The 26,632-nt window shown below is 60.0% G+C and carries 26 protein-coding genes; 10 read left to right on the forward strand and 16 right to left on the reverse strand.

Annotated features, from left to right (window positions below):
• Nucleotides 1-101: 101 nt before the first annotated feature.
• The 3 genes from AC07RZ_RS05820 to AC07RZ_RS05830 form a co-directional block, all read right to left on the reverse strand.
• On the reverse strand, nt 102-575 hold the full coding sequence (locus AC07RZ_RS05820) for a MarR family winged helix-turn-helix transcriptional regulator (RefSeq protein ID WP_494667247.1): 474 nt from the start codon (nt 573-575) through the stop codon (nt 102-104).
• 94 nt (nt 576-669) lie between these two features.
• Nucleotides 670-2,079: a sensor histidine kinase gene (locus AC07RZ_RS05825; RefSeq protein ID WP_494667248.1), complete on the reverse strand. Its 1,410-nt coding sequence runs from the start codon at nt 2,077-2,079 to the stop codon at nt 670-672.
• Nucleotides 2,076-2,750 carry a response regulator transcription factor gene (locus tag AC07RZ_RS05830; RefSeq protein WP_092394033.1) on the reverse strand — a complete coding sequence of 225 codons (675 nt, stop codon included), beginning with the start codon at nt 2,748-2,750 and terminating at the stop codon, nt 2,076-2,078. The genes AC07RZ_RS05825 and AC07RZ_RS05830 overlap by 4 nt, the downstream gene beginning before the upstream one ends.
• A gap of 169 nt (nt 2,751-2,919) precedes the next feature.
• On the opposite strand from AC07RZ_RS05830, the gene AC07RZ_RS05835 reads away from it, so the two are divergent.
• The 3 genes from AC07RZ_RS05835 to AC07RZ_RS05845 all read left to right on the forward strand — a co-directional run bounded on the left by AC07RZ_RS05835 (nt 2,920) and on the right by AC07RZ_RS05845 (nt 5,818).
• On the forward strand, nt 2,920-3,936 hold the full coding sequence (locus AC07RZ_RS05835) for an ABC transporter substrate-binding protein (RefSeq protein WP_144736799.1): 1,017 nt from the start codon (nt 2,920-2,922) through the stop codon (nt 3,934-3,936).
• A 100-nt stretch (nt 3,937-4,036) separates the two neighbouring features.
• Nucleotides 4,037-4,885 (forward strand): ABC transporter ATP-binding protein, encoded by an 849-nt coding sequence (locus AC07RZ_RS05840; protein WP_494667249.1) that lies wholly within the window; start codon nt 4,037-4,039, stop codon nt 4,883-4,885.
• Nucleotides 4,886-4,963: 78 nt separating this feature from the next.
• Complete coding sequence (locus AC07RZ_RS05845) at nt 4,964-5,818, forward strand: ABC transporter permease (protein ID WP_144736795.1); 855 nt, start codon at nt 4,964-4,966, stop codon at nt 5,816-5,818.
• Between the two features lie 57 nt (nt 5,819-5,875).
• Here AC07RZ_RS05845 and AC07RZ_RS05850 read toward each other — a convergent pair whose 3' ends face one another.
• From AC07RZ_RS05850 to AC07RZ_RS05900, 11 genes are all read right to left on the reverse strand, one after another.
• The gene (locus AC07RZ_RS05850; protein WP_494667250.1) at nt 5,876-6,616 is read right to left on the reverse strand and encodes a metallophosphoesterase family protein; all 741 of its coding nucleotides are present in this window, start codon (nt 6,614-6,616) and stop codon (nt 5,876-5,878) included.
• A gap of 146 nt (nt 6,617-6,762) precedes the next feature.
• On the reverse strand, nt 6,763-8,445 hold the full coding sequence (locus AC07RZ_RS05855) for a PhoH family protein (RefSeq protein ID WP_342828476.1): 1,683 nt from the start codon (nt 8,443-8,445) through the stop codon (nt 6,763-6,765).
• A 219-nt stretch (nt 8,446-8,664) separates the two neighbouring features.
• Complete coding sequence (locus AC07RZ_RS05860) at nt 8,665-9,135, reverse strand: peroxiredoxin (protein WP_494667251.1); 471 nt, start codon at nt 9,133-9,135, stop codon at nt 8,665-8,667.
• Nucleotides 9,136-9,201: 66 nt separating this feature from the next.
• Nucleotides 9,202-10,149 (reverse strand): polysaccharide deacetylase family protein, encoded by a 948-nt coding sequence (locus tag AC07RZ_RS05865; RefSeq protein ID WP_494667252.1) that lies wholly within the window; start codon nt 10,147-10,149, stop codon nt 9,202-9,204.
• An 87-nt stretch (nt 10,150-10,236) separates the two neighbouring features.
• On the reverse strand, nt 10,237-11,292 hold the full coding sequence (locus AC07RZ_RS05870) for a bifunctional UDP-4-keto-pentose/UDP-xylose synthase (protein ID WP_144736785.1): 1,056 nt from the start codon (nt 11,290-11,292) through the stop codon (nt 10,237-10,239).
• Between the two features lie 118 nt (nt 11,293-11,410).
• Complete coding sequence (locus tag AC07RZ_RS05875) at nt 11,411-12,319, reverse strand: formyltransferase (RefSeq protein ID WP_494667253.1); 909 nt, start codon at nt 12,317-12,319, stop codon at nt 11,411-11,413.
• Nucleotides 12,316-13,272: a glycosyltransferase gene (locus AC07RZ_RS05880; RefSeq protein ID WP_144736781.1), complete on the reverse strand. Its 957-nt coding sequence runs from the start codon at nt 13,270-13,272 to the stop codon at nt 12,316-12,318. Before AC07RZ_RS05880 ends, AC07RZ_RS05875 begins: the two co-directional genes overlap by 4 nt.
• 16 nt (nt 13,273-13,288) lie before the next feature.
• Nucleotides 13,289-14,425: a DegT/DnrJ/EryC1/StrS family aminotransferase gene (locus AC07RZ_RS05885; protein ID WP_144736779.1), complete on the reverse strand. Its 1,137-nt coding sequence runs from the start codon at nt 14,423-14,425 to the stop codon at nt 13,289-13,291.
• A gap of 50 nt (nt 14,426-14,475) precedes the next feature.
• On the reverse strand, nt 14,476-14,847 hold the full coding sequence (locus AC07RZ_RS05890) for an EamA family transporter (RefSeq protein WP_092394004.1): 372 nt from the start codon (nt 14,845-14,847) through the stop codon (nt 14,476-14,478).
• A gap of 12 nt (nt 14,848-14,859) precedes the next feature.
• The gene (locus AC07RZ_RS05895) at nt 14,860-16,563 is read right to left on the reverse strand and encodes a glycosyltransferase family 39 protein (RefSeq protein WP_494667254.1); all 1,704 of its coding nucleotides are present in this window, start codon (nt 16,561-16,563) and stop codon (nt 14,860-14,862) included.
• Nucleotides 16,556-16,954 (reverse strand): Mth938-like domain-containing protein, encoded by a 399-nt coding sequence (locus AC07RZ_RS05900; RefSeq protein ID WP_092393998.1) that lies wholly within the window; start codon nt 16,952-16,954, stop codon nt 16,556-16,558. Before AC07RZ_RS05900 ends, AC07RZ_RS05895 begins: the two co-directional genes overlap by 8 nt.
• Before the next feature lie 371 nt (nt 16,955-17,325).
• On the opposite strand from AC07RZ_RS05900, the gene AC07RZ_RS05905 reads away from it, so the two are divergent.
• Complete coding sequence (locus AC07RZ_RS05905) at nt 17,326-18,555, forward strand: pyridoxal phosphate-dependent aminotransferase (RefSeq protein ID WP_144736775.1); 1,230 nt, start codon at nt 17,326-17,328, stop codon at nt 18,553-18,555.
• Nucleotides 18,556-18,646: 91 nt separating this feature from the next.
• Nucleotides 18,647-19,957 carry a homoserine dehydrogenase gene (locus AC07RZ_RS05910; RefSeq protein ID WP_494667255.1) on the forward strand — a complete coding sequence of 437 codons (1,311 nt, stop codon included), beginning with the start codon at nt 18,647-18,649 and terminating at the stop codon, nt 19,955-19,957.
• A gap of 161 nt (nt 19,958-20,118) precedes the next feature.
• Here the strand turns inward: AC07RZ_RS05910 and AC07RZ_RS05915 are convergent, their stop codons facing one another.
• Entirely contained in the window at nt 20,119-21,027 is a 909-nt protein-coding gene (locus AC07RZ_RS05915) for a YicC/YloC family endoribonuclease (protein ID WP_494667256.1), read from the reverse strand.
• A 106-nt stretch (nt 21,028-21,133) separates the two neighbouring features.
• Between AC07RZ_RS05915 and AC07RZ_RS05920 the strand changes: the two genes are divergently transcribed.
• From AC07RZ_RS05920 to AC07RZ_RS05940, 5 genes are all read left to right on the forward strand, one after another.
• Nucleotides 21,134-22,150: a serine/threonine-protein kinase gene (locus AC07RZ_RS05920; protein ID WP_144736771.1), complete on the forward strand. Its 1,017-nt coding sequence runs from the start codon at nt 21,134-21,136 to the stop codon at nt 22,148-22,150.
• A 67-nt stretch (nt 22,151-22,217) separates the two neighbouring features.
• Nucleotides 22,218-23,132 (forward strand): PP2C family protein-serine/threonine phosphatase, encoded by a 915-nt coding sequence (locus tag AC07RZ_RS05925; protein ID WP_144736770.1) that lies wholly within the window; start codon nt 22,218-22,220, stop codon nt 23,130-23,132.
• 8 nt (nt 23,133-23,140) lie between these two features.
• Complete coding sequence (gene rph, locus AC07RZ_RS05930; protein ID WP_144736768.1) at nt 23,141-23,875, forward strand: ribonuclease PH; 735 nt, start codon at nt 23,141-23,143, stop codon at nt 23,873-23,875.
• A 92-nt stretch (nt 23,876-23,967) separates the two neighbouring features.
• A complete protein-coding gene (locus AC07RZ_RS05935; protein WP_494667257.1) occupies nt 23,968-24,762 on the forward strand; it encodes a TatD family hydrolase in 795 nt (264 codons plus the stop codon).
• Nucleotides 24,755-25,438, forward strand: coding sequence for an ankyrin repeat domain-containing protein (locus AC07RZ_RS05940; protein WP_494667258.1), 684 nt, complete (start codon nt 24,755-24,757; stop codon nt 25,436-25,438). Before AC07RZ_RS05935 ends, AC07RZ_RS05940 begins: the two co-directional genes overlap by 8 nt.
• A gap of 15 nt (nt 25,439-25,453) precedes the next feature.
• Here the strand turns inward: AC07RZ_RS05940 and AC07RZ_RS05945 are convergent, their stop codons facing one another.
• The gene (locus AC07RZ_RS05945; protein WP_494667259.1) at nt 25,454-26,584 is read right to left on the reverse strand and encodes an alpha-hydroxy acid oxidase; all 1,131 of its coding nucleotides are present in this window, start codon (nt 26,582-26,584) and stop codon (nt 25,454-25,456) included.
• Between the last annotated feature and the right edge of the window lie 48 nt (nt 26,585-26,632).

Consider the following 26,632-nt stretch of genomic DNA (forward strand, 5'->3'; position numbering starts at 1 on the left):
CGGCGTTGATTTGACGGATTGGTTGAGCGGCCACAGGCAGAAAGACTACCGGGAACTGCTGCTTGTTTAAAAGTAATATTGAATAAATTAATCTTGCATAGTCAATGTGTTTTCTCTGGCGGCGCATTGCTTGCCAGCAGTCGCCTGAGCATCGATTTCAAAAAGCCGATCTCTTCCGCGCTGAATTCCGAAAAATGCTTGTTCAGCACGCCGCAAAACGCCTGCGGCACCAGTTTCGACAACTCCACGCCGCTTGCCGTCAGGTGCAGCTTCATCAAGCGCCTGTCATTTGCGCAGGGCTCGCGCTTGATCAGGTCTCGCGCCACCAGGCGGTCGATCATGCGCTTGGTGGAAGCGGCGTCGGTATACGTCTCGCGGGCCAGGTCGGCGGCAGTCGAATATTTTCCTGTTGATAACATCAGGAGGATGGCGCCTTGCGCATGGGTGATTCCGTACTGCATCAGAGATTCATCGGAGCTCTTGACCAGCATGGCGCGCGAACGCGCCAGCAGGTAGCCTATGCTTTCTTCAATCTGGTAAGTATCCAGAGTGAACAATGGGGGTGGGTTGCTCACGATTTTTTCAACTTGTTTTGCTTGACTTGTTGCTTCAATATTCATTGCCTAGGCAAGAATATACTGCAAAATAAAGTTTCTTGCTGACGACACTTTAGAATTGTTGTTCAGGTCCTGGCGCGGCGCAGGCAGGCAGTTGCAGCAGCACCGTCAGGCCGCGCTGCTGCTCGCCGATGCCTAGCGTCACCGTGCCTTGCGCCGCAATCACGATTTCCCTGACGATGGCCAGGCCGAGGCCGGTGCCGTCCTGTCCCGGAGCAGCATTGCGGAAGAAGCGTTCAAACACGCGGTCGCGCACTTCGGCCGGGATGCCCGGACCGTTGTCGCTGACGCGGATCTCGACCTCTCCGTCACTCGCCGCGATGGCTACCGTCACCTTGCCGTCCACCGGGGTATAGCGGATAGCGTTGTCGACCAGGTTCATCATCATGGCGCTGAACAAAGCTTCGTTTCCCATCACCCAAGCATGCTCGATTGCTGTCTCCAGCCCGAGGTCGATATTCTTGCGCTGCGCCAGGTCGACGATTTCTTCCAGCACCGTGGCTGACACCGCCAGCAGGTCTACCGGCTGGCGCAGGAAGGCCGTGGTGTTGGAGGCTTCCGCCTGCGACAGCAGCAACAGCTTGTTGGTCAGTTCGGTCATGTTGCGGCTGCTCTCCTGCATCGCCTGCAGTACCTGCAGCACTTCGGCGCGCCGGCTTTCGTCGCTCAGGCGGTGCGCAAACTGGATTTGCGAATCGAGCAGGGTGAGCGGGGTGCGCAACTGGTGGGCGGCATCAGCGATAAAACGCTTTTGCGCCGACACCTGCGTGTTGAGGCGCTGGATGGTCTGGTTGATGGCTTCGACGATCGGCCTCAGCTCCAGCTGCAGCTGGCCGGCCTTGATCGGCGACAGCGAGGTCGCGTCGCGCGCCGCCAGCTGGTTTTTCAGATGCATCAGCGGCCGCAATTCCATGCTCAGGCCGATCACCACCAGCGCCGCGGCCAGCAGCAGCATGGCGATCTGGCGATGCAGGGCAGGGCGCCACAGGTCGGCCGCCATCTGGTCGCGGGCGCCGGTGGTCTGGCCGACCAGCACGGCGATCTTGCGCAGCTGGCCAGCATTGTACAGGGTGCGCACCTGGCTCACCACGCGCAGTACCTGGCCGTGGTAGTCGATGGTGCTGAACGCCGGGGTGCCCAGGGGAAAACGCAGCGCTTGCGGGAAATCGGGACGGCCTGCCAGCAAGCTGTCGTTATCGGTGATGACCTGGTAGTAGACCTGGTCCTGCTTGGGCGAGACCAGCAGCTCCAGCGCCGCCGGCGGGATGCTGGCATGCGGTACGCCGTCCAGCCAGTGGATCTCGCCGGCGATCACTTGCGCCGACGCCAGCAGCGCATGGTCCTGGATCAGGTCTGCGGTCTGGCGCGCGCTGCGATAGGAAAGCATGGCGCTGATGGCGACAAACACCGCCAGCGGAATCAGCAGCCATAACAGCAAACGCAGGCGCAGGCTGATGATCAATTGGCGTCTTTCTGTTTGAGCAGGTAACCGAGTCCGCGCAAGGTCATGATGGCGGCCTGGCAGTGTTCCAGTTTCTTGCGCAGCCGGTGGATGTAGATTTCGATGGCGTCGGCGCTGGGTTCGTCGTCGAGGCCGAATACGCCATCCATCAAGGCGGTCTTGGAGACGGTCTTGCCTTGCTTTAGCATCAGGATTTCGAGCACATCGTGTTCCCGGCCGGGCAGCGCCAGCAGCTGGCCGGCGATCGAGAACTGCCGGGTGTTGCTGTCGTAGCGCAGGTCGGCGCAATGCATTTCGGCCGCCTTGTCGGGCGTCTGGCGGCGGATCAGGGCCTTGATCCGCGCGACCAGCTCGCGCACCTCGAACGGTTTGACCAGGTAGTCGTCGGCGCCGGCGCCGAGGCAATCGACTTTCTCGTCGACCGAGCCGCTGGCGGTAAGGATCATGACCGGCACATTGTTATGCCGTTCGCGCAGCCGGCGCAAGACGCTCTTGCCGTTCATCTTCGGCAGCTGCAGGTCGAGCAGCACGACGTCGTAGCTTTCGCTTTGCAGCAGGCGGTCGGCGGCTTCGCCGTCGCTGGCGAGGTCGATGGTGAATTTGTCTTCCTTCAAAATCTTGCTGAGCCATAACGCCAGCGGCGGATTGTCTTCGATCAGGAGTAGTTTCATGGATGTGGCTGCTTACGTAGCATTTTATGTTGCACTGCAAGTTAAATAAGGCGGTTTTGGAAAGCTGGATGAAAGTTAGCGCATCCTAGAATACGCCCAAGACTGGAACAATGGCATGCTGTCCTGCGGATCCGGTCATTATCCCAAAAAAACAAACGGAGACAACTCAATGCATACCCTCATCCGCGGTTCCCTGCTTTCCGCTGCACTGCTTGGCAGCGGCGTTCTTGGCGCCAGCCAGGCCATGGCGGCCGATTCAGGAAAAATCACCATCATGGTCGGCGGCATCACCAAGATGATCTACCTGCCGGCCAAGCTGACCGAGCAGCTCGGTTACTTCAAGGAAGAGGGCCTGGACGTTGAGCTGCAATCGCAGCCGGCTGGCGTGGATGCGGAAAATGAATTGCTGGCCGGGGCGGTGCAAGCGGTGGTCGGCTTCTACGACCACTCCATCGATTTGCAAAGCAAGGGCAAGGAAGTCACGGCGATCACGATTTTCGGCCAGGTTCCAGGCGAAGTCGAAATGGTGTCGACCAAGGCTGCCGCCACCATCAAGAGCATGGCTGACGTCAAGGGCAAAACGCTGGGCGTGACCGGCCTCGGCTCGTCGACCAATTTCCTGACGCAATACCTGGCAGCCAAGGCCGGCATCACTTCCAGCCAGTATTCGGTGTTGCCGGTGGGCGCCGACAATACGTTCATCGTCGCCATCAAGCAAGGCCGCATCGACGCCGGCATGACCACCGAGCCGACCGTGTCGCAGCTGCTGAAGACCGGCGAGGCTTCAGTGCTGGTCGACATGCGCACCGTCGAAGGCACGGTCAAGGCGCTGGGCGGCCTGTATCCGGCCTCCAGCCTGTACGTCCAGGGCCCATGGCTGAAGGCGCACAAGGCCGAAGCGGCCAAGCTGGCGCATGCTTTCGTCAAGACGCTGAAATTCATCAACACCCATAGCGCTGCCGAAATCGCCGACAAGATGCCGAAGGATTACTACGGCAATAACAAGCCGATGTATGTGCAGGCCCTGCAAAATTCCCTGCCGATGTTTTCGGCCGACGGCAAGATGCCGCCAGGCGGCCCGGAAACCGTGCTGCAGGTGCTGTCGGGTTTCAATCCTAACGTCAAGGGCAAGCACATCGACCTTGCCAAGACCTATACCAACGAGTTTGTCAGCCAGGCCAAGTAAGGCCGAAGCTTAACCATCCGGCAGGCCGGAAGCGCAGCTTCCAGGCGGGGAGACCCGCGTCCAGCGAATTGCTCCGGCCTGCATAGCAAAGGAATTTCAAATGACTCAAGCAGCACATGCCTCGCAACCGGCCACGCCTGCGGCAACTTCGCCGGCGCCCCAGGTTTTAAGGGACACGCCCGCCATCGAACTGCGCAATGTTTCATGCCGCTTCATCTCTCCTGACGGCAAGGCCACCGTGGCCTTGCGCGATTTCAGCATGAGCGTGGCGCGCGGTGAGTTCGTGGCAGTCGTGGGACCGACCGGCTGCGGCAAATCGACCACGCTGAGCATGATTACCGGCCTGCTCAAGCCGACCGTGGGCGAGGTGCGCATCATGGGCGAGCCGGTCAGCGGCATCGACCCGCGCATCGGTTTCGTATTCCAGAACGATGCGGTATTCCCTTGGCGCAGCGTGATCGACAACGTGGCGGCCGGGCCGCTGTTCCGCGGCAAGCCGAAAGATGCCGCGTATGCCTTGGCGGAAGAGTGGATACGCCGCGTCGGCCTCGACAAATTCGCCAATCATTATCCGCATCAATTATCGGGCGGCATGCGCAAACGCGTCGCGCTGGCGCAGACATTCATCAACAGCCCCGAGATCCTGCTGATGGATGAGCCATTCAGCGCGCTCGACATGCAGACCCGCACCCTGATGCAAGACGAGCTGCTGCAGCTGTGGTCGTCGCAGGCCGGTTCGGTGGTGTTCGTCACGCATGACCTGGAAGAAGCGATTGCGCTGGCCGACAAGGTCTACGTGCTGACCGCGCGTCCGGCCACCTTGAAGAGCGTGTATGAAATCGACTTGCCGCGGCCGCGTGTGATGTCGGAGGTGCGTTATGAACAGCGCTTCATCGATATCTCGCGCAAGATCTGGGCCGACCTGCGCGAAGAAGTGCACATCAGCTGATTACAGGCAGTCATCCATTTACATACCGTCGCTTATGAAGATATGGATGTCGCATAAGCGAAAGGAAAAAGGCAATATATGAACCAAGTACAAGCAATCGACAAACTCAGCGCGGCCAGCCTGGCCACCGTCGAACAAGAGGCGCAACGAAAAATCAAGCAACGCTACTGGCTGGTGATATCCCTGCGCGTCGCCATCCTGGTGCTGACCCTGGGCGGCTGGGAGCTGGCGGCCAGGCTGCATTGGATAGATCCATTCTTCTTTTCGCAGCCGTCGCTGATCGTGGTGCAGATCTATGACTGGATCGTGGAAGGGACCTCGCAAGGCCCGCTCTGGACCCAGGTGCTGGTGACGCTGGAAGAGACGGTGCTCGGCTTCCTGATCGGTTCGGTCGCCGGCGTAATCTGCGGCATCCTGCTGGGCCGTAACAAATTGCTATCGGATGTCTTCAGCATCTACATCCAGGTTGCCAATTCGATTCCACGGGTAGTGCTGGGCTCGATTTTCGTGATTGCGCTGGGCCTGGGCATGGCTTCCAAGGTTGCGCTGGCGGTGGTGATGGTGTTCTTTGTCGTGTTCGGCAATGCATTCCAAGGGGTGCGCGAAGCGGACCGTTACATGATTGCCAATGCCCAGATCCTCGGCGCTTCGCCGCGCCAGGTAACGATGTCGGTGGTGATCCCTTCCGCGCTGAGCTGGATCCTGGCCAGCCTGCACGTCAGTTTCGGCTTTGCCCTGGTAGGCGCCGTGGTCGGCGAGTTCCTCGGCTCCAAGCAAGGCATCGGCTTGCTGATCTCGACCGCCCAGGGCGCTTTCAACGCCAGCGGTGTATTTGCGGCGATGATCGTGCTGGCGGTGGTGGCCCTGGCAGCGGATTATTTGCTGACGACGCTGGAAAAACGTTTGCTTAAATGGCGTCCTGTGGCATTCTAGTTTTAACTGAAGATTAGTGACTTAAGGTTGCGGCGCATTGAAAAATGCGCCGTTTTTTTATGCCTGGATTCTTCCCGTCGACAGCCACGCGGCCCAGTCGGCCCGGCCGTTCTTCAGCGCCGTCGCGGCCGCCTTGTGGTGGTCGTAGCTGATGTTGACATGGCGGACATTCCAGCCGTGGGCGGCTTTTTCGCAGATTGCGTAACGGGCGTGCGGGCTGCCGTTTTCGATAGCGTGGAAGTAGGGCTGGTCGTCGTCGTAAGCCTGCAGGCCGACGCTGCCGGGATTGACCACCAGGCGTCCGCCGGAGATCGCATGGGCGCGCGGCTTGTGCGTATGGCCGCAAATGATCAGGCTGTGGCTGATGCCGGCCGCATGGGCTTCGATGTCCGCCGCTTCGGCCAGGCGGCAGCCTTGCTGGTCGACCTGTTCCAGGAAATACACCAGGTCGCTGGCCGGCGTGCCGTGGCACATGAAAATCTCGTCCGAGATGGCGAGCGTGGCAGGCAATCCCCTGATCCAGTCGCGTTGCGCCTGTGTCGTGTGCTCGAAGGCAAACTGGTCGCTGGGGTGTCCCGGACGCTGTTCGCAGTCCAGCAGCTGGCGTTCATGGTTGCCGCGGATGGTGGGCAGCTGCAAGGACATCAGCAGGTCCGCGGTGGCCGAAGGCTCCAGCGGGCCGGACAGGATGTCGCCGGCGTTGACGACCAGGTCCGCTCCTTGTTTGCTGATGTCCGCCAGGACGGCTTCCAGCGCCCAGATGTTGGCATGAATGTCGGAGACGATAGCGAGTTTCATTGGCGGCTTTCTTCACGGAAAATGGCGGGATGTCACATCATCAAATTGCATTATCAAATAAAACGGGTGCAATTCAACCGGAATTGAATTGCACCCGTTCTGCCATCCGGCAAGCGCATCGCTGCGCCGCCGTTCAGGCCATCTTGTTACAGTACGTCGCTGGCATGGTCGGCCAGGCGCGAGCGCTCGCCGCGCGCCAGCGTCACATGGCCGCTGTGCGACCAGCCCTTGAAACGGTCGACTACATACGTCAGGCCGCTCGAACCTTCGGTCAGGTACGGCGTATCGATCTGGGCGATATTGCCGAGGCAGATGATCTTGGTGCCCGGACCGGCGCGCGTGACCAGGGTTTTCATTTGCTTCGGCGTCAGGTTTTGCGCTTCGTCGATGATCAAGAACTTGTTGACGAAGGTGCGGCCGCGCATGAAGTTGAGCGACTTGATCTTGATGCGCGAGCGAATCAGGTCCTGGGTGGCGGCGCGGCCCCATTCGCCGGCATCCGAATCGGATTTGTTGAGCACTTCCAGGTTGTCGTCGAAGGCGCCCATCCATGGCCCCATCTTCTCTTCTTCGGTGCCCGGCAGGAAACCGATATCCTCGCCGACCGGCACCGTGACGCGGGTCACGATGATTTCGTTGTAGGTCTTGGTTTCCAGCACTTGCGCCAAGCCGGCGGCCAGCGCCAGCAGGGTTTTGCCGGTGCCGGCCTGGCCCAGCAAGGTGACGAAGTCGCAGTCGGGATTCATCAGCAGGTTCAGCGCGAAATTCTGCTCGCGGTTGCGCGCGGTGATGCCCCACACGCTGTTCTTGGCGTGGCCGTAGTCGCGCAAGGTTTGCAGTACTGCCGTCTTGCCGTTGATCTGCGTGACTTGTCCATAGAACGCCGGTTCGCCGTTTTTCGGTTCGATGAAAACGAACTGGTTGACCAGCAGCGTCGGCACCAATGGCCCGCTCAGGCGATAGTAGGTATAGCCGGTGCCGTGCTTGTTTTCTTGCCAGGATTCGATGCCCTTGCCGTGCTTGATCCAGAAATCGTCCGGCAATTGCTGGATGCCCGAATACAGAAGGTCGGTGTCTTCCAGCACATGGTCATTGAAATAGTCTTCCGCCGGCAAGCCCATCGCCCGCGCCTTGATGCGCATGTTGATGTCTTTCGACACCAGCACCACCGGACGGCCCGGGGTTTCGGCTTCCAGGCCGCGCACTACGCCGAGGATCTGGTTGTCGGCCTTGCCTACCGGCAGGCCTTCAGGCAAGTCTGCGTTCTGCAGCTTGGTCTGGAAGAACAGGCGGCCTTTGGCGTCCTTGTTGCCGAGCTTCGACAAAGGAATGCCATGGTCGATCTGGTCGTCGACGATGTCGCCTACCAATGCATCCAGCGAACGCGACACCTGGCGTGCGTTGCGCGCAACTTCCGACATGCCTTTCTTGTGGTTGTCGAGTTCCTCCAGCGTCACCATCGGCAGGTAGATGTCGTGTTCCTCAAACCGGAACAGGGAGGTCGGATCATGCATCAGCACGTTGGTGTCCAGCACAAACAGCTTGGTCGTGCCGGATTTGTCGGCGGCGCGGCTGGTGCTCGATTTCGGCCGGCTGTCGGCCGGCTTTGCAGGTTTGTCGGCAACGGCACGCGAATTCTCTGCGGGGGCCTTGTCGGTCTTGCGGTTTTCTACTGGTTTGTTGCGGGCTTGCGGAGCAACTTCCTTGTTACGGGTAATCGGTTCAACGACGGCGATACGTGGTTTGACGGCTTTGCCGGCTTCCGCTTTTGGGTAATCTTGAACGGAGAGTAAAGCAGCGGGTTTGGTCGGTAATTTTGGTAAGGGCATCAGAACCTCGCTTTAAAGATGAAAAAAGTGTTCGCTTTGGTGATAACACGAACCGGACCAAACGGGTGAGGCTACGGCGGGTACGACTTAAATATATTTAAAAAACATCAGGAATGAAGCGGCCTGGCTAACAAAACACAAATTAAAAAGTAAAAAAGCCGTTTGGGAAGGCCCTCAGGCCTTTTCCGCAAACGGCTTCCAAAATTATTTTTTTTGAATTCAATGACTTACAAACTCCAATACTTCTTCAACATGCGATGGCACCTTCACTCCACGCCATTCTTTCACCAATGTGCCGACGCCGTCAATCACAAACGTGCTGCGCTCGATGCCGCGTACTTGCTTGCCGTACATGTTTTTCATTTTCATGACATTGAACATGGCGCACAGCGTTTCGTCGGGGTCGGCGATCAGGTCGAAAGGCAGCCCCAGTTTGGCTTTGAAACCTTCATGGGAGCGAATGCTGTCGCGGCTGATGCCAAATACCAAAGTGTTTTTCTGTTCGAATTCCTGGTGCAGGTCACGGAACTGCATGGCTTCGGTGGTGCAGCCAGGCGTGTTGTCCTTGGGGTAAAAATACAACACTATGTTTTTTCCATGATAGTCCGACAACTTGAATGTCTGTCCGCCGGTCATGGCTGCGGAGAAGTCGGGCACCGTCATGTTGGTGATGGAAGGTTGGTCAGCCACTGTATTGTCCTGTTCATTAGATGATGATGAATCGGTCGCCAATCAGGGTCCTGCTGCACACGCTGATCAGCTGCTGCTTGCCTGCATGATCATTTCGCCCGATCGTCCCGGCAATTCCGCCCATGCAAGAGGGACCGTGGGTAATTGCCGGTCTTTGACGTGTCGATGATAGTCTTCCATCGCGACCAGATCATAGCCCTGCGCCTTCCAACCCCGCAGCAACTGCTCGAATATGGGGGCGAGTTTTTGCCCTTCAAGCTCTGCATGCAGAGTAAATACATGATCGCGCGGCGAGGCCGTCAGGGCAAGGATATGGGCGGCGATATTCGCCGGCGTCAGTTCTACGCCGCCGAAACTCCTGCCCAGCAGTTCATCCAGCGTCGGCAGGGTGGTCGGCAGCTGTATGCATGCCAGCGTCTTGCCGTTGACCTGCAGGCGATGCGGGCCGGCGGCCTGGTCGGCCAGGGCGCCGTCATCGGCCAGCATGGCGCGGCCATCGGAGGCATAAGCGATGCCGAATTTTTCCAGCTGCTCGAAGGCATGGGGATTCATTTGCCAGCCGGCGGCGCCGTGGGTCTTGGGCGCCTGGCCGAAAATCTGGGTGAAGCGGTCGAACGAACGCTGCATCTGCAGGGCGGTCCACTCGGCGCCGCGCTGCCGCACATGGTCTTGCCACACGCGGTGATCCCAGGTGTGGACGCCGCATTCGAAGCCGGCGTCGCGCACCGCCTGCATGTAGCTCGCGCACGTCTTGCCGATGTCCGGCGCAGGCAGCAGCACGCCGTACATCAGGGTCTTGAGGCCGTAATGTTCGACCACCGAGGTGCGCGATACTTTCTGGAAGAAGCCGGGCCGGAACACTTGCTTCAAGGCCCAGCCGGTATGGTCGTGCCCGAGCGAGAACAGGAAAGTGGCGCGTGCCTGGTATTTGCTCAGCAGGCGCACCAGGTTCGGTACTCCTTCACGGGTGCCGCGATAGGTGTCGGCGTCGATTTTTAAGGTGAGGAGGGGCAAGTTGTCTGGTCTGGCAGTAATAGGAAAAACAGCGCCCGCGAAACGCACGAAACAGCGTCGTGGCTTGCGCGGGCGGCAACGTAGGTCTTAGTCCATCAAGGCGCGTGCTTCGGCTACCTGGCCGCGGTACGCATCAAAAATATTGCGCAGGGTGTCGGCCATGGTGGTGGTCGGCTTCCAGTTCAGTTCGTCGCAGGTATTGGTGATCTTCGGCACGCGGTTCTGCACATCCTGGTAACCCTTGCCGTAGTAAGCGGCGGAAGTGGTCTCGACCAGCTTGACCTTCTTCGCCGAATCGGCGTACTCAGGATATTCCGCAGCCAGCTTGAGCATCATGTCGGCCAGGTCGCGGATCGAGTAGTTGTTGACCGGATTGCCGATGTTGTAGATCTTGCCGCTGGCGACACCGTCCTTGTTGGCGATGATCTTGATCAGCGCGTCGATGCCGTCGTCGATGTAGGTAAACGCGCGTTTCTGCTGGCCGCCGTCGACCAGCGAGATATTCTCGCCGCGCACGATATGGCCGAAGAACTGGGTCACCACGCGCGAGCTGCCTTCCTTCGGCGTATGGATCGAGTCGAGGCCGGCGCCGATCCAGTTGAATGGACGGAACAGGGTGAAGTTCAAGCCTTCTTCCATGCCGTAGCCCCAGATCACGCGGTCCATCAGCTGCTTGGCGCAAGAGTAGATCCAGCGCGGCTTGTTGATCGGGCCGCAGATCAGCTCGGATTGCTCCGGGTCGAATTCTTCATCGTGGCACATGCCATACACTTCGGACGTCGACGGGAACACCAGGTGCTTGCCGTACTTGGCGGCCGAACGCACGATCGGCAGGTTGGCTTCGAAGTCCAGTTCGAATACGCGCAGCGGCTGCTTGACGTAAGTCGATGGCGTGGCGATCGCTACCAGCGGCAGGATCACGTCGCATTTCTTGACGTGGTATTCGACCCATTCTTTGTTGATGGTGATGTCGCCCTCGAAGAAATGCATGCGCGACTTGTAAGCCTCGTTGTCCAGCAGGTCGCGGATACGGTCGGTCATCATGTCCATGCCGTAGACGTGCCAGTCGGTGGTTTCCAGGATCCGCTTGGACAGGTGGTGGCCGATGAAACCGTTGACGCCGAGGATGAGGACTTTTTTCATAGTGATCTATTGTTGTTGGATTGGCATTCCGCAAAACGGAATTTCAAGCGCTGCAGTTCTTGCCGGGCAGGGCGCGGTAAACAAACTGAAACCGCCCCGCCTGCCAAAGCAGCCGGTTTTATAAAAGGATGTTCTTTAAGGCTTCTGGCGTCACGGTTTGGCCGTCCGCCAGCAATTCGTTAATCAACAGCGTGCGGCCATCGCCACAGACGCCAACAATGCGATTATCCACTACCGCCAAGCCCCGAGGCAAATTTGCCGGCAGGTTTTCCACCAGTTTGGCCGATAAATAGGCTTTTCCGACGATAAACGTGCGCTCTTTGACAATAGTCCAGGCGCCAGGATAAGGCGGCGCCACTGCGCGGTACAGGTTGTAGACTTCTTGCGCCGGCCGGTTCCAGTCGATTTTGCCGTCCTCAGGCTTGCGTCCGCCGAAATAGCTGCCTTGCGCCAGGTCGTTCGGCAACCGGGGAATATTGCCGGCCAGCATGGCAGGCAACACCTGCCACAGCGTCTGCTCGGCGGCAACCACGACCTTGCCGAATACTTCGTAGGCGGTATCGTCGGGCAGGATCGGCACCGAGGTTTGCGCCACGATGGCGCCGGCGTCCGGCTTGGCCGCCATTTCATGCAGGGTGGCGCCGGTCTCGGTTTCGCCATGCAGTACCGCCCAGTTGATCGGCACCCGGCCGCGGTATTTCGGCAGCAGCGAACCGTGCATGTTGTAAGCGCCGTGTTTTGCCAGCGCCAGCAGGGCAACCGGCAGCATGTGGCGGTAATAGAAGCTGAAGATGAAATCCGGCTGCAGGGCCGCTACCTGGGCCAGCAGTTCTGGCGCAGCGGGATCGTTCGGGGCGATGCTGGCAATGCCATGCTGGCGGCACAGCGACGATACCGATTCGAACCAGATGGTTTCCTGCGGATTGTCTTCGTGGGTAACCACCAGTGCAATGTCGACGCCGCGCGCCAGCAGGACTTTTAGGCAGCGCACGCCAACGTTGTGATAGGCAAAGACGACGGCTTTCATGACGCCTGCTTGTCGTCCGCCGACGGCTGTTCCAGCATGGCTTGCACTACATAGCGCGGCCGTGCCCGCACCTGCTGGTAGATCCGGCCGACGTATTCGCCGACCAGGCCGATGCCGAACAGGATCATGCCCATCAGGAAGAAGGCAAACGCGAACAGGGTGAACACACCCTGTACTTCAGCGCCGAACAGGAAACGGCGCGCGACCAGGATGAAGAACAGCGCCGCGGAAGCGAAGGAAAGCACGATGCCTATCAGCGAGAACAGCTGCAAAGGCATGATCGAAAAGCCGGTGACCAGGTCGAAATTCAGGCGGATCAGGCTATACAGCGAGTACTTCGATTCGCCGGCCGAGCGTTCTTCATGCTCGACCACGATTTCAGTCTCTTTGCGGGCAAAGGTGTATGCCAGCGCCGGCACGAAGGTGTTGACTTCCTGGCACTGGTTGATCAGGTCGACCACGTTGCGGCCATAGGCGCGCAGCATGTTGCCCTGGTCGGTCATCCTGATGCCGGTGATCCTTTCGCGCAGCAGGTTCATGGCCTTGGAGGCGACCGTGCGCCAGGCTGAATCCTGGCGCTTGCGGCGGATCGAGCCGACGTAGTCGTAGCCCTCGCGCATCTTGGCGACCAGGTTGCCGATTTCTTCCGGCGGGTTCTGCAGGTCGGCGTCGAGCGTGACGACGATGTCGCCGCGGGTCGCTTCAAAACCGGCCAGTATCGCCATGTGCTGGCCGAAATTGCCGTTGAACAGGACTACGCGGGTAACGTCGGGACGCAAGCGGAACTGTTCCGCCAGGATGGCCGCCGACTTGTCGCGGCTGCCGTCGTTGACGTACAGGATTTCATAGCTGATGCCGAGTGCGTCGAGCGCCGGGTAGAGGCGCTCGAACAGTTTGGGAAGGCCCGATTCCTCGTTGTATACCGGGATGACGACGGAAAGTTCTGGTTTCATCAAGCGATCGTTCAATTTATTGAAGCACGGATTTTACCGCGGACACTGCGCGTTCGACATCGTTCTTCGTCATGGCATTGAACATTGGCAGCGAGACGATCAGGCGCCCGACCTTTTCGGCGACCGGGAACATGCCTTCCTTGAAGCCGCGTGCGCGATACATGCTGAGCAGGTGGATCGCCGGGTAGTGGTAGCCGATGCCGATGCCGCGTTCCTGCATCTGTTCCATGAAGGTGGCGCGCGCCGGTTTGCCGTCCCGGCGTTCCGGCAGCACCAGCTGGAACATGTGCCAGTTGCTGTTGGCGAAGTCGGCGACCGGCAGCTGGGCGCCGTGTTTCGCCTCGAAATCGCTGCCGAAGCAGGCAAAATAATGCTGCGCCAGTTCGCGCCGGTGGGCGGTGATCGCTTCGATATGGGCAAACTGGCCGAGGCCGATGGCGGCGGCGACGTCGGTCATGTTGAATTTGCCGCCGAGGACGTCGACATCGAGGCCGTCGAAGCCGCTGCGGGTCACGCCTTGCAGGCGGTATTTTTCCGCCAGGCGCGCTTCCTCGGCATTGTTCAGCACCAGGCAGCCGCCTTCGGACGAAGTGATGTTCTTGTTGGCCTGGAAGCTGAACGAGGCAAAATCTCCGAAAGAGCCGATGCGCTGGCCGTTCCAGGTCGAGCCCAAGGCTTGGGCGGCGTCTTCCACCACGCGCAAGCCATGTTTTTTAGCCAGCGCGTAGAGGCGGTCCATGTCGACCGGCAGGCCCGACAGGTAGACCGGGATGATGGCCTTGGTGCGCGGCGTGATGGCGGCTTCGACCTGGGCCAGGTCGATATTGCGGGTGACCGGATCGATATCCGCGAACACCGGCGTGGCGCCGGTTTCGATAATCACGTTGGCGGTGGCGACCCAGGAAACCGGCGTGGTGATGACTTCATCGCCGGCGCCGATGCCGGCGATGCGCAAGGCGATTTCCATGGTGCAGGTGCCGGAATTGAAGGTGCGCACCGGCCGGCCGCCGAAATACTCCGACAATTGCGCTTCGAATGCCTGCACCTTGGGGCCGCTGGTAATCCAGCCGGAGCGCAAGACGTCGCCGACCGCTGCGATCGTGGCTTCGTCGATGGTGGGTTTGGCAAACGGCAGGAAAGGTTGTTGGCTCATGTTGGTTTTGAAATCCGATGTAAGTTTGACGGAAAGTCGTGATGCACTGGTTAGCTGCGTGTCAGCAATACCACGCCGACGATGATGATGCCGATTGCCAGCAGGCGCTGCATCGAAACCGCTTCTCCCAGGAAGTACCAGGCGCCGACGGCGCTGATGATGTAGCCCATCGACAGCATCGGATAGGCGATCGTGACGTCGACCCGCGACAAGCCGATGATCCAGACCCCTACCGAGATGACATAACAAGCCAGGCCGCCCAGGATCGGCAGCTGGGTCGCCAGCTTGATGCCGGTGGCAAGCCAGTTCTGCGGCGTCAGGTGGATCACGCCGACCGCATTGGTGCCGGCCTTCAGCAGCAGCTGCGCGACGGCGTTAAGGCAGACGCCGCCGAGGATGAAGGCAAAAGTGGTGATATTCATATGCGTGGCGGGTTACGGTGCGGTTGTTGTGGATGCCGCAGGCGAAGCAGCAGCAATTCCCTGGTTGGTCACCACCACGCGGCGCGGATCCTGGCCGATGACCCGCATCGGCACGCCGCGCTGTTCCAGTTCGCGGTAGTTTTCCGGGCGGATGATGGCGATGTCCTTCTTGCCGGCAGCGTGATCGGCCGTCCATTTGACGACAAACGCATCGATGGTCGGAATCCATAGCTCCGGCTGCTGGCCGATGCCGAATTCCAGCTCGTCCATGTGCTGCACCATGGTCATGGTGCGGCGCAGGTAGAACGGCAGCGCCTGCTCGTATTTGCCGACCACGTACAGCGTGGTTTGCGGCGTCATTTCGGCATTGATGGCCGGCACCAGGTCGATCCCCGCCGAGTAGCGTCCTTGCGGATCGTGGCCGTACATCAGCAGCTGGCCGCCGATGAAGCCGCTGGCGGCGAGGGCGACGATGGCCCATTCGCGCTGCCGGCGCACCAGCAGCAGGGCCGCGACGGCGCCCGCGAAAGCGACTGCCGATGCGGCGAACACCCAAGGCACGTGGGCCTGCATCAAGGGCAGGCTGTAAGCATCCTTGGCCAGGTTCGGGATCTTGTGCGACAGGACCAGGCCGATCGCGGCCGGCGCCAGCAGCAACAGCGCCGAAGCCTGCACCGACTTGTTGCTGGCGTTATCCAGGTGGCAGGCGATCAGCAGCGCCAGCGCCGGGAAGATCGGCAGGATGTAGGACGGCAGCTTGGAATCGGAAATGCTGAAGAACACGAAAATGAACACGCTCCAGATCAGCAGCATCTTTTTCGGCTGGAAACCCGACGCAGCATTCTGTTCGCGCGCACCGTTCCACAAGCTTTGGAACAGGACGCCCAGCCAAGGCACGATACCCAATACCAGGATGGGAACGAAGTAATAAGGCGGGCCGTAGCGGTTGTGGATCTTGCTGGTGAAGCGCTGGAATTGCTCGTGGATGAAGAAGAATTGCGGGAATTCGGGATTCTTCAGCGAGATCAGGACAAACCATGGCGTGGTGATGAGGAAGAACAGGATCAGGCCCAATACCAGGTGCAGGCGTTTCCAGATCGGCCAGTCGCGCGAAAACAGCGTATACAGGACCAGCACCGCGCCGGGCAGGAGCAGGCCGATCAAGCCTTTCGACAATACCGCCAGCGCCATGCCGGCCCAGCACAGCAGCATCCAGTTGCGCTGTTCGGCATGGCTGATGTCGCCGCGCTGCGCCAGCAGCAGGGCGCACAGGGAAATCGTCATCATGCCGGACAAGCCCATGTCCAGCGTATTGATGTGGCCGAGGCCGGCCCACAGGAAGCTGGAGCCGAGCACCAGCGCTGCGTAGAAGCCGATGCGGGCCGAGAACATGCGGGTGCCGGTGAACGCAACCAATACCACGCCCAGCAAACCGCACAAGCCGGTCCACAAGCGCGCTTGCCATTCACCCAGGCCGAACAGCTCGAAGGTGAGGGCGTTCATCCAGGTTTGCAGCGGCGGTTTCTCGAAGTACTTGAGGCCGTTCAGGCGCAGGGTGATCCAGTCGCCGGTGGCGACCATCTCGCGCGCCATTTCGGCGTAGCGGCCTTCATCGGTGGGCACCAGCGTGCGCGCCCCGAGCATGTAAAACCAGATGATGCAGAACAGCAGGAACAACAGCCAGGCGAAAGTTTTTGATTTATGCAGTTCACGCATCTTGGGCGGTTTCCTCGTCGGTATTGAAAATCAGGGCCAGGGCGACTTTGCGCCCCTCGGCCATCAGGATGTTGTAGGTGCGGCAGGCAGCCTTGTTATCCATGCATTCGACGCCGATGCGGCGCGCGGTCAGCACGCTGGTCAGCTTCGGATGGACGAAGCGCTGGCGCGCGCCGGTGCCGAGGATCACGACATCGGGCCGGGTGCTGTCTATATGCGCGAAATGTTCGGCATGGAGGGCATCGAAGCCGCTCACCGGCCATGGCACCGGCGCAGCTTCCGGCAGCACCAGCAGGCTATGTTCGTAGCGGACGGCGTTGATTTCCACGCCCTTGTCGTCGTAGGCCGTGACTGTCTGGTACTGTTGGGTCGGGGTGGTATGTAGCTTCATTGCATTATCTTTACACGTTGAGGGGTTGATCCTATCCACGAATACTTAGCTGAACCAAAGGATAGACCGCAGACGATGTGCAAATTCCCAGGAAATGGAAAATAAAGTGCTGCATTGTAGCGTTTTCCGTCCAGGAACTTGCGGTATTGATTGATAAAACCTCACGCTTTCGGCAGAATGGGTGGTTCGGGCGGTGGATTGTGCACTGCCGAAAAGCTGTCTGAAAAGTCGTGAAATAGCGTGGAGCGCCCTTACAAGGGGTTGTTGCAGGCATTTGTTGCGGCGCACTGACCCGCGTGTGACGATAACCCAATTTTCCAGACAGCTTTTTAATGCTGGATAATGTTGCGTAAAATACAGGGGATTGCGCTGTGCGACCGATTCAAAAATCGAAAAAACTGGACGATGTCTGTTACGACATCCGTGGACCCGTGCTGGAAAAAGCGCGGCAAATGGAAGAAGAAGGCCACAAGATCATCAAGCTGAACATCGGCAACCTGGCCGTGTTCGGTTTCGAGCCGCCCGATGAAATCGTGCAAGACATGATCCTCAACATGGGCAACGCTTCCGGTTATACCGATTCCAAGGGCATGTTCGCGCCGCGCAAGTCGGTGATGCATTATTGCCAGCAAAAAAAGATCCAGGGCGTCACGATCGACGATATCTACCTGGGCAACGGCGCCTCGGAACTGATCGTGATGAGCATGAACGCCTTGCTCAACACAGGCGATGAAGTCCTGGTGCCGGCGCCCGACTATCCGCTCTGGACCGCGGCGGTCAGCCTGTCCGGCGGCACCCCGCGCCATTACGTCTGCGACGAGCAGGCCGGCTGGTTCCCTGATATCGAAGACATCAAGAAGAAAATCAACAGCAACACCCGCGCGATCGTCGTCATCAACCCGAACAATCCGACCGGTGCGCTGTACCCGGTGGAGCTGTTGCAGCAGATCGTCGACCTGGCGCGCCAGCATCAGCTGATCATTTTTGCCGACGAGATCTACGACAAGGTGCTGTACGACGGCGAGACCCACACCTCGCTGGCGGCGCTGGCCGACGACGTGCTGTTCATCACTTTCAACGGTTTGTCGAAAAACTATCGTTCCTGCGGCTACCGCGCCGGCTGGATGGTGGTGTCGGGCGAGAAAAAACATGCCAAGGGCTATATCGAGGGCTTGAACATGCTGGCGTCGATGCGCCTGTGCGCCAACGCGCCGGGCCAGTATGCGATCCAGACCGCGCTGGGCGGCTACCAGAGCATCAACGACCTGGTGGGGCCGGGCGGCCGCCTGACGCGCCAGCGCGACATGGCGTATAAATTGCTGACCGATATCCCGGGCGTCACCTGCGTCAAGCCGAAGGCTGCGCTATACATGTTCCCGCGCCTCGATCCGAAGATGTACCCGATCAGCGACGACCAGGATTTCGCCTACGAATTGCTGGCCGAGCAGCGCGTGCTGATTGTCCAGGGAACCGGCTTCAACTGCCCGACGCCGGACCATTTCCGCGTGGTGTTCCTGCCGAATACCGACGACCTGGCCGATTCCATGGGGCGCATCGCCAGCTTCCTCGAAGGTTATCGCCGGCGCCACGGCAAGGCTTGACGCGGCTTGAAGCAGAATTTTCATTAAACCCGCCGGATCGGCTTGGCAGCCGGCCCGGTATCAGCAGATTTTTTTACAGACAGCAGAGATCATGAAATCCATCAAGGTAGGTTTGCTTGGCATAGGTACGGTCGGTTCCGGCACGTTCAACGTATTGAAGCGCAACCAGCGAGAGATTGCAGCGCGCGCAGGGAGAGCGATCGAAATTACGATGGTGGCCGATCTCGATGTCGAACGCGCCAGGCAGCTGACCAATGGCGAAGTGGCCGTGGTCAACGACGCCAGGCTGGTGGTCAACAATCCCGATATCGATATCGTCATCGAGCTGATCGGCGGCTACGGCATCGCCAAGGACCTGGTGCTGCAGGCGATTGCCAACGGCAAGCATGTGGTGACCGCCAACAAGGCGCTGATCGCAACGCATGGCGATGAAATTTTCAAGGCGGCCCAGGAAAAGGGCGTGATCGTGGCGTTTGAAGCGGCGGTGGCCGGCGGCATCCCTATCATCAAAGCCTTGCGCGAAGGCTTGACCGCCAACAGCATCCAATGGATCGCCGGCATCATCAACGGCACCACCAACTTCATCCTGTCCGAAATGCGCGACAAGGGCCTCGATTTTGACGTCGTGCTGAAAGAAGCGCAGCGCCTGGGTTACGCCGAAGCCGATCCGACTTTCGATATCGAAGGCGTGGACGCCGCCCACAAGCTGACCATCATGGCCTCGATCGCTTTCGGCATCCCGGTGCAGTTCAGCAAGGCGCATGTGGAAGGCATCACCAAGCTGCAGGCGACCGATATCCGCTATGCCGAGCAGCTCGGCTACCGCATCAAGCTGCTCGGCATCACCAAGCGCACCGCCGGCGGCATCGAGCTGCGCGTGCATCCGACCCTGATCCCGAGCACGCGCCTGATCGCCAATGTCGAAGGCGCCATGAATGCGGTGCTGGTGCGCGGCGATGCGGTTGGCGATACGCTGTATTACGGCAAGGGCGCCGGCGCCGAGCCTACCGCTTCGGCCGTGATCGCCGACCTGGTCGACATCACGCGCCTGGCGACCGCCGATCCCGAGCATCGCGTGCCGCACCTGGCGTTCCAGCCGAACGCCATGGCTGACACGCCGATCCTGCCGATGGCGGAAATCACCACCAGCTATTACCTGCGCATGCATGTGGCCGACCAGCGGGGCGTGCTGGCCGATGTCACGCGGATCCTGGCCGATTCGTCGATTTCGATCGACGCCATGCTGCAGAAAGAACCGGCGGCAGGCGAGACCCGCACCGACATCATCATGCTGACGCACCAGACTCAGGAAAAGAATGTCGAAGCGGCGATTGCCAAGATCGAAGCCTTGGCGACCGTGGTCGGCAGCGTCACCAAGATCCGCCTGGAAGAATTGGGTTAAGCGCCTGTCTTGATGGAAGATGATCGGCGCTTCCAGCGTCAACGTAAAAAAACGCAGCAGATGAATAATCTGCTGCGTTTTTTTTTCATCTGGCGCAGGGCGGCAGATTTTGCATTAATGACAATTGCCGCCTGCAGGATCAGGCGCTGGCGGCCCAGCTGTCATTCGAGGTTCTGCACCTGCTCGCGCATCTGGTCGATGAGCAGCTTCAGTTCCATGGAGGCGTCGGCGAGTTCCTTGATCGCAGCCTTTGAACCAACGGTGTTGGCTTCGCGATTGAGTTCCTGCATCATGAAGTCGAGGCGCTTGCCGACCTGGCCGCCTTTTTTCAGGATATGGCGGGTTTCGCCCAGGTGCGCCGCCAGCCTGGACAGCTCTTCCGCGATATCGATGCGGATGCCGTACAGCGTGACTTCCTGGCGGATCCGGTCCAGCGCTTCTTCGCGCGACAGGCTGGAATTGCCGGCGTCCTGTTGCGCCAGGCCGAGCGCTTCCTGCATGCGCTCTATGGCTTTTTGCTGGAACTGCGCCACTACCTGCGGCACCAGCGGCGTGATCCTTTGCACGATGGCTTCCATGGCGTCGATGCGGGAAATCAGGGTGGCTTGCAGCGCAGCGCCTTCACGGGCGCGCGAATCGACAAACGCTTCCAGCGTGGCGCTCATGGTGGCCTGGATGTCGGCTTGCAGCGTGTCCTGGCTGATCACCGCTTCCTCGATCACGCCCGGCCAGCGCAGCAGCTCGTTGACGGTGAGCGGCGCCGCTTCGATGAATTGCTGGCGCACGGCGCTTTGCAGGTCCGCCAGGGAGGCCAGCAGCGCGGTGTTCAGCGCCTGCGACGCGCCGGACGCGGTCTTGCGCCCGAAACTCAGGCGGCATTCAACCTTGCCGCGCGCAACGCGGCCGATGATCGCCTCGCGCAGCGCCGGTTCGAGCGAGCGCAGATCGTCGTTGATGCGAAATTGCAGGTCGAGGAAGCGCGAATTGACGCTCTTGATTTCGATGGTAATCGTGCCCGCTGCCGTCTCGCGATTGTTGACGGCGTAACCTGTCATGCTACAGATAGTCAAAATGCTGTCCTTTGTTTCTGGTTTGCAAGGGTTTTTCTTTACAATTCAGCGATTTATCAAGACAATCCTTACACCATTGACTAAGCATTGATTAAGGTAGGATCGCATGGCCGCGCAAAACAATGCACCATTGCCTGACGGGCTAAAAATTGCTGGATACCGCATTGTAAAGAAGATTGCTTCTGGCGGGTTCAGTATTGTCTATCTGGCATACGACGAGGATGGCAACGCAGTCGCCATCAAGGAATATCTGCCGAGTTCGTTGGCTTTACGCCAATGGGGAGAACTGGCGCCGGCCATCTCGCCGGAAAACCTGCCGACCTTCCGCATCGGCCTCAAATGCTTCTTCGAGGAAGGCCGCGCGCTGGCGCGCATCGCCCATCCGAACGTTGTGAGCGTGATCAATTTCTTCCGCGCCAATGAAACCGTGTACATGGTGATGGCCTACGAATCGGGGCGCTCGCTGCAGGAACACATCCTGCGCCGCCGCGACAAGGGGGAGAAACCGCTGGTGTCGGAAAAATTCATCCGCAAGATGTTCCGCCACGTGATGAACGGCTTGCGCGAAGTGCATACCCACAAGTTGCTGCACCTGGACTTGAAGCCGGCGAATATCTACCTGCGCGCCGACGGCACGCCGATCCTGCTGGATTTCGGCGCCGCCCGCCAGACCTTGCGTTCCGACTCGCCCAAGCTGTACCCGATGTATACGCCGGGTTTTGCCCCGGCCGAATTGTATGAGCGGAATGGCAACCTGGGGCCGTGGACCGACATCTACAGCATCGGCGCCTCGATTTTCGCCTGCATGGTCGGTGCGCCGCCGCAGCCGGTGGACCAGCGCAAGGTCAACGACAAGATGGAAGGCCACTTCCGCAAGCTGGAGGGCCTGTATTCGCCGGAGCTGATCCAGGTGGTGCGCTGGTGCCTGATGATCGATCCGCTGCAGCGGCCGCAAAGCGTGTTCGCGGTGCAGCGCGCCCTGATGGAGCCGGTGCAGGAAGAGGAGGTCAGCGTGCGCGACATGGTTACGCGCAAGATACGCAACGTGTTCTTCACGCATATCCAGTTCCGCCGCAAGCCCGAGAGCAACCCGGATACGACCATCCAGGAAAACACGCAGTAAACAAGTAAAAAACGCCGCTTCATTGCCCCAGCATTCGCTGTATTTTTAGCAAGAACCAGACATAGTCATGCGATTTTCAGTTTATCAAGAAAGCCATATCGGCGGCCGCAAAGTCAACCAGGACCGGATGGGCTACAGTTTCACGCGTGACGCCTTGCTGCTGCTGCTGACCGACGGCATGGGCGGCCACCTGCACGGCGAGATCGCCGCCAGCATTGCGATGCAGACCATCGGTTCGCTGTTCCAGAAGAATGCCCAGCCGTATATCAAGAAGCCGGAACGTTTCCTGGAAGACGCCTTCTATGCGGCCCATATGGAAATCCACCGCTACCGGGAAGTGCACAAACTGTCGGAAACCCCGCGCACCACGGTGGTGGCCTGCCTGATCCAGCACAACAGCGCGTTCTGGGCGCACTGCGGCGATTCACGGCTGTACTGGATGCGCAACGGCCAGATCCTGGCGCGCACCCGTGACCACTCACGCATCGAGAGCCTGATTGCACAAGGCAAGGCCGATCCTTCGGAGCGCGCCACCCACCCGGACCGCAACAAGCTGTTCAACTGCCTGGGCGCGACCAACATGCCGATCGTCGAACTGTCGCGCCGCGTCAGCCTGCAGGCGGGCGACGTCATGCTGCTGTGCTCCGACGGCTTGTGGTCGATGCTGCCTGACCACGTACTGGCGCAACGGCTGCAGACCAGCACCATCGTGCGGGCGGTGCCGGAGCTGGTGAACAATGCGCTTGGGATTGCCGGCAAAACCAGCGATAATATTACCGCTTTGGCAATGGCCTGGGGCGCCGACCCGAACATCGACGATCCGGCCAGCTCGATCGTCACCCACACGCTGCCGATCGGCAGCCTGACCACCACCATCCAGGCGCCGCGGCTTGGCGCGACAGATGCCCCGGACGGCTTCAGCGATGCCGACATCGAACAGGCGATCGCGGAAATCCGCGGCGCAATTGAGAAAAATATTTAAGGAACTGCATGTCAACCATTACCCGTCCTAGCGGCCGCGCCGCCGATGCCTTGCGCGCCGTGCGCCTGACCCGCAACTACACCAAGCACGCCGAGGGTTCGGTGCTGGTCGAGTTCGGCGACACCAAGGTCATCTGCACCGCCAGCCTGGAAGAAAAAGTCCCGGGTTTCCTGAAGGGCAAGGGGCAAGGCTGGCTGACCGCCGAATACGGCATGCTGCCGCGCTCCACCAATACCCGCATGGACCGCGAGGCAGCGCGCGGCAAGCAATCCGGCCGCACCCAGGAAATCCAGCGCCTGATCGGCCGTTCGCTGCGTGCGGCGTTTGACCTGGAGGCTTTCGGCGAACGCACCTTGCATCTTGACTGCGACGTGATCCAGGCCGACGGCGGCACCCGCACCGCATCGATCACCGGCGCCATGGTGGCGGCTTACGATGCTTTTGCGCGGCTGCTGGAGAGCAGGGCGATTGCCGCGATTCCCTTGAAACATTTCGTGGCGGCGATTTCGGTCGGCGTCTACCAGGGCACGCCGGTGCTGGACCTCGATTATGTCGAAGATTCCGGCTGCGACACGGACATGAACGTGGTGATGACCGACACCGGCCATTTTATTGAAGTGCAGGGCACCGCGGAAGGCGTCGCCTTCGACCGTCCTACGCTGAACAGCCTGCTGGACCTGGCGCAAGGCGGCATCGGCGAACTGATCCAGCTGCAAAAGCAGGCTTTGGGCCTGGCCGACTGAGGTGCCGCCGCCGGCAAAACCGCGAGGCTGAAATATCGGTTGCGCGCGCAGATCGTCAATGATGCGCGCGCGCAAGCGATATAATCCTGCCTATGTATATCGATTCCCACTGCCATATCAATTTTCCGGAGCTGTCCGCCAGGATGCCGGAAGTGCTCGCCAAGATGGCGCAAAACCAGGTGACCCATGCGCTATGCGTATCGGTTGACCTGCCCGATTTCCCGCAGGTGCTGGCGCTGGCCGAGACCTATCCGCACATCTATGCGTCGGTCGGCGTGCATCCCGATTATGAGGATACGCCGGAACCCAGCGTCGACGACCTGATCCGCCTGTCCGACCATCCGAAAATCATCGCCATCGGTGAAACGGGGCTCGATTATTACCGCCTGCAGGGCGACCTGGAATGGCAGCGCGAGCGTTTCCGCCGCCACATCCGGGCCTCGCGCGCGACCGGCAAGCCGCTGATCATCCATACCCGCGCCGCTTCCGCCGACACCATCCGCATCATGCAGGAAGAGGGCGCCGGCACCAATGCCGGCGGCGCCGGCGGCGTGATGCACTGTTTTACCGAATCGCTGGAAGTGGCCGAAGCGGCGATGGCGATGGGTTTCTACATTTCGTTTTCCGGCATCGTCACCTTCAAGAGCGCCAAGGAATTGCAGGCGGTGGCGCTGGCGGTGCCGCTGAGCAGCACCCTGATCGAAACCGATTCGCCCTACCTGGCGCCGGTGCCGCATCGCGGCAAGATGAACGAGCCGGGCTGGGTCATGCACGTCGGCGAGTTCCTGGCGAATCTCAAAGGCGTGCCGGCAAGCGAGGTAGCGCAGCAGACTACCGACAATTTTTTCAATTTGTTCAAACTGGCAAAGGATCAGGCGCATGGTTAACTTATCTAGCCGCTGGAGCGGCGCTTCGCGGTTTTCGGCAATGTTGCTGTTGCTGGCGCTGAGCTGCCTGCCGTCATTGAGCCAGGCCAGCAACCTCGACGACTATGTCAAGGCGGTCAGGCTGGACGACGAGCGCGGCATGAAGAAATTGCTGGCTGCGGGCGTCAGCCCTAACCTGGCGGAGAAACAGCGCGGCGATACCGGCCTGATACTGGCCTTGCACGAAGATTCCAAGAAAGTTTTCGGGCTTTTGCTCAATGCAAAAGGTATCGATCTCAACCTGCGTGCGCGCAACGGCGACACGGCGTTGATGGTGGCTTCCTACAAGGGTGATGTGGCGGCGGTGAAGGCGTTGCTGGACAAGGAAGCCGAGCCCAACAATACCGGCTGGACCGCGCTGCATTATGCGGCGGCGATCGGCAATAATGAAATCGTGCAGATGCTGCTGGACGCATCGGCCTACATCGATGCCGGCTCGCCCAACAATACGACGCCGATCATGATGGCCGCGCGCGGCGGCAAGATCGAGACCGTCAAGCTGCTGCTCGATAGCGGCGCCGACGTCACCCTGAAAAACGATCTCGGCATGACCGCCATCGACCTGGCTAGGAAATTCGACCACGACGACATCGCCGACGGCTTGACCAGCCGCCTCAAGAAAGCCGGCAAGCTGTAGTCCTTGATTAATTGATTATGTAAGGATGTGGGGACCCGCATCCTTGATATTTTTAGTGCCGGTCAGCGCCATGCTGACATCCAGTTCCTGCTGCAATATCTGCAGCATCCTGGTGACGCCGGCTTCTCCCATCGCTCCCAGGCTATACAGGAAGGCGCGGCCGATCATGGTGCCTTTGGCGCCGAGGGCCACCGCTTTCAGCACGTCCTGGCCGCTGCGGATGCCGCCGTCGAACCAGACTTCGATCTGGTCGCCTACCGCCTCGACGATCGCCGGCAGCGCCGAGATCGACGATACCGCGCCATCCAGCTGGCGGCCGCCGTGGTTGCTGACGACGATGGCGTCGGCGCCGGTGGTGGCGGCGATCTTGGCGTCCTCGACGTCGAGGATGCCCTTCAGGATCAGCTTGCCGCCCCATTGTTCCTTGATCCAGGCGATGTCGTCCCAGTTCAGGGTCGGATCGAACTGGCTGGCGGTCCATTTGCTCAGGGTCATGATGCCGTCGGCGCCGGAGACGTGGCCTGCCAGGTTGCCGAAAGATTTGCGGCCGCCTAGCGCGCGCAGGGCCCAGCCTGGTTTGGTGGCGAGGTCGAGCAGGTTGGCCAGGGTCATTTTCGGCGGCACCGACATGCCGTTTTTCAAGTCTTTGTGGCGCTGGCCGAGAATCTGCAGGTCCAGCGTCAGCACCAGGGCGGAACATTTGGCGGCCTTGGCGCGTTCGATCAGGGACTTGATGAAACCGCGGTCGCGCATGACATACAGCTGGAACCAGAACGGCTTGGTGGTCACGCTGGCGACGTCTTCGATGGAGCAGATGCTCATGGTCGACAGGGTGAACGGGATGCCGAATTTTTCGGCGGCGATGGCGCCGAGCATTTCACCGTTGGCCCATTGCATGCCGGTCAAGCCGGTAGGGGCAATCGCCACCGGCATCGTCACCTCTTCACCGATCATGCTGCTGCGGGTAGAACGCTGGTCGACGTTGATGGCGACCCGCTGGCGTAGGTGCAGGGCGGCCAGGTCGCTGCTGTTGGCGCGATAGGTGGATTCGGTGTAGGAGCCGCTGTCGGCATAGTCGTAAAACGCTTTTGGCACGCGCTTCTTGGCCAGTACGCGCAGATCTTCGACGCAGGTGATTACAGGCATGGGGGCTCTCCGCTAGATTTTGTCATGTGACGCTGTTGCCGCGCTGTT

The sequence above is a fragment of the Collimonas sp. GW821-FHT07E08 genome (assembly GCF_059418905.1).

Excerpts from the sequence above, each read along its gene's own strand:
- AC07RZ_RS05830 (WP_092394033.1), bottom strand. The coding sequence starts at position 2,750 with ATGAAACTACTCCTGATCGAAGACAATCCGCCGCTGGCGTTATGGCTC.
- AC07RZ_RS05835 (WP_144736799.1), top strand. The coding sequence starts at position 2,920 with ATGCATACCCTCATCCGCGGTTCCCTGCTTTCCGCTGCACTGCTTGGC.
- AC07RZ_RS05840 (WP_494667249.1), top strand. The coding sequence starts at position 4,037 with ATGACTCAAGCAGCACATGCCTCGCAACCGGCCACGCCTGCGGCAACT.
- AC07RZ_RS05845 (WP_144736795.1), top strand. The coding sequence starts at position 4,964 with ATGAACCAAGTACAAGCAATCGACAAACTCAGCGCGGCCAGCCTGGCC.
- AC07RZ_RS05850 (WP_494667250.1), bottom strand. The coding sequence starts at position 6,616 with ATGAAACTCGCTATCGTCTCCGACATTCATGCCAACATCTGGGCGCTG.
- AC07RZ_RS05855 (WP_342828476.1), bottom strand. The coding sequence starts at position 8,445 with ATGCCCTTACCAAAATTACCGACCAAACCCGCTGCTTTACTCTCCGTT.
- AC07RZ_RS05870 (WP_144736785.1), bottom strand. The coding sequence starts at position 11,292 with ATGAAAAAAGTCCTCATCCTCGGCGTCAACGGTTTCATCGGCCACCAC.
- AC07RZ_RS05875 (WP_494667253.1), bottom strand. The coding sequence starts at position 12,319 with ATGAAAGCCGTCGTCTTTGCCTATCACAACGTTGGCGTGCGCTGCCTA.
- AC07RZ_RS05880 (WP_144736781.1), bottom strand. The coding sequence starts at position 13,272 with ATGAAACCAGAACTTTCCGTCGTCATCCCGGTATACAACGAGGAATCG.
- AC07RZ_RS05885 (WP_144736779.1), bottom strand. The coding sequence starts at position 14,425 with ATGAGCCAACAACCTTTCCTGCCGTTTGCCAAACCCACCATCGACGAA.
- AC07RZ_RS05890 (WP_092394004.1), bottom strand. The coding sequence starts at position 14,847 with ATGAATATCACCACTTTTGCCTTCATCCTCGGCGGCGTCTGCCTTAAC.
- AC07RZ_RS05895 (WP_494667254.1), bottom strand. The coding sequence starts at position 16,563 with ATGCGTGAACTGCATAAATCAAAAACTTTCGCCTGGCTGTTGTTCCTG.
- AC07RZ_RS05900 (WP_092393998.1), bottom strand. The coding sequence starts at position 16,954 with ATGAAGCTACATACCACCCCGACCCAACAGTACCAGACAGTCACGGCC.
- AC07RZ_RS05910 (WP_494667255.1), top strand. The coding sequence starts at position 18,647 with ATGAAATCCATCAAGGTAGGTTTGCTTGGCATAGGTACGGTCGGTTCC.
- AC07RZ_RS05920 (WP_144736771.1), top strand. The coding sequence starts at position 21,134 with ATGGCCGCGCAAAACAATGCACCATTGCCTGACGGGCTAAAAATTGCT.
- AC07RZ_RS05925 (WP_144736770.1), top strand. The coding sequence starts at position 22,218 with ATGCGATTTTCAGTTTATCAAGAAAGCCATATCGGCGGCCGCAAAGTC.
- rph (WP_144736768.1), top strand. The coding sequence starts at position 23,141 with ATGTCAACCATTACCCGTCCTAGCGGCCGCGCCGCCGATGCCTTGCGC.
- AC07RZ_RS05935 (WP_494667257.1), top strand. The coding sequence starts at position 23,968 with ATGTATATCGATTCCCACTGCCATATCAATTTTCCGGAGCTGTCCGCC.
- AC07RZ_RS05940 (WP_494667258.1), top strand. The coding sequence starts at position 24,755 with ATGGTTAACTTATCTAGCCGCTGGAGCGGCGCTTCGCGGTTTTCGGCA.
- AC07RZ_RS05945 (WP_494667259.1), bottom strand. The coding sequence starts at position 26,584 with ATGCCTGTAATCACCTGCGTCGAAGATCTGCGCGTACTGGCCAAGAAG.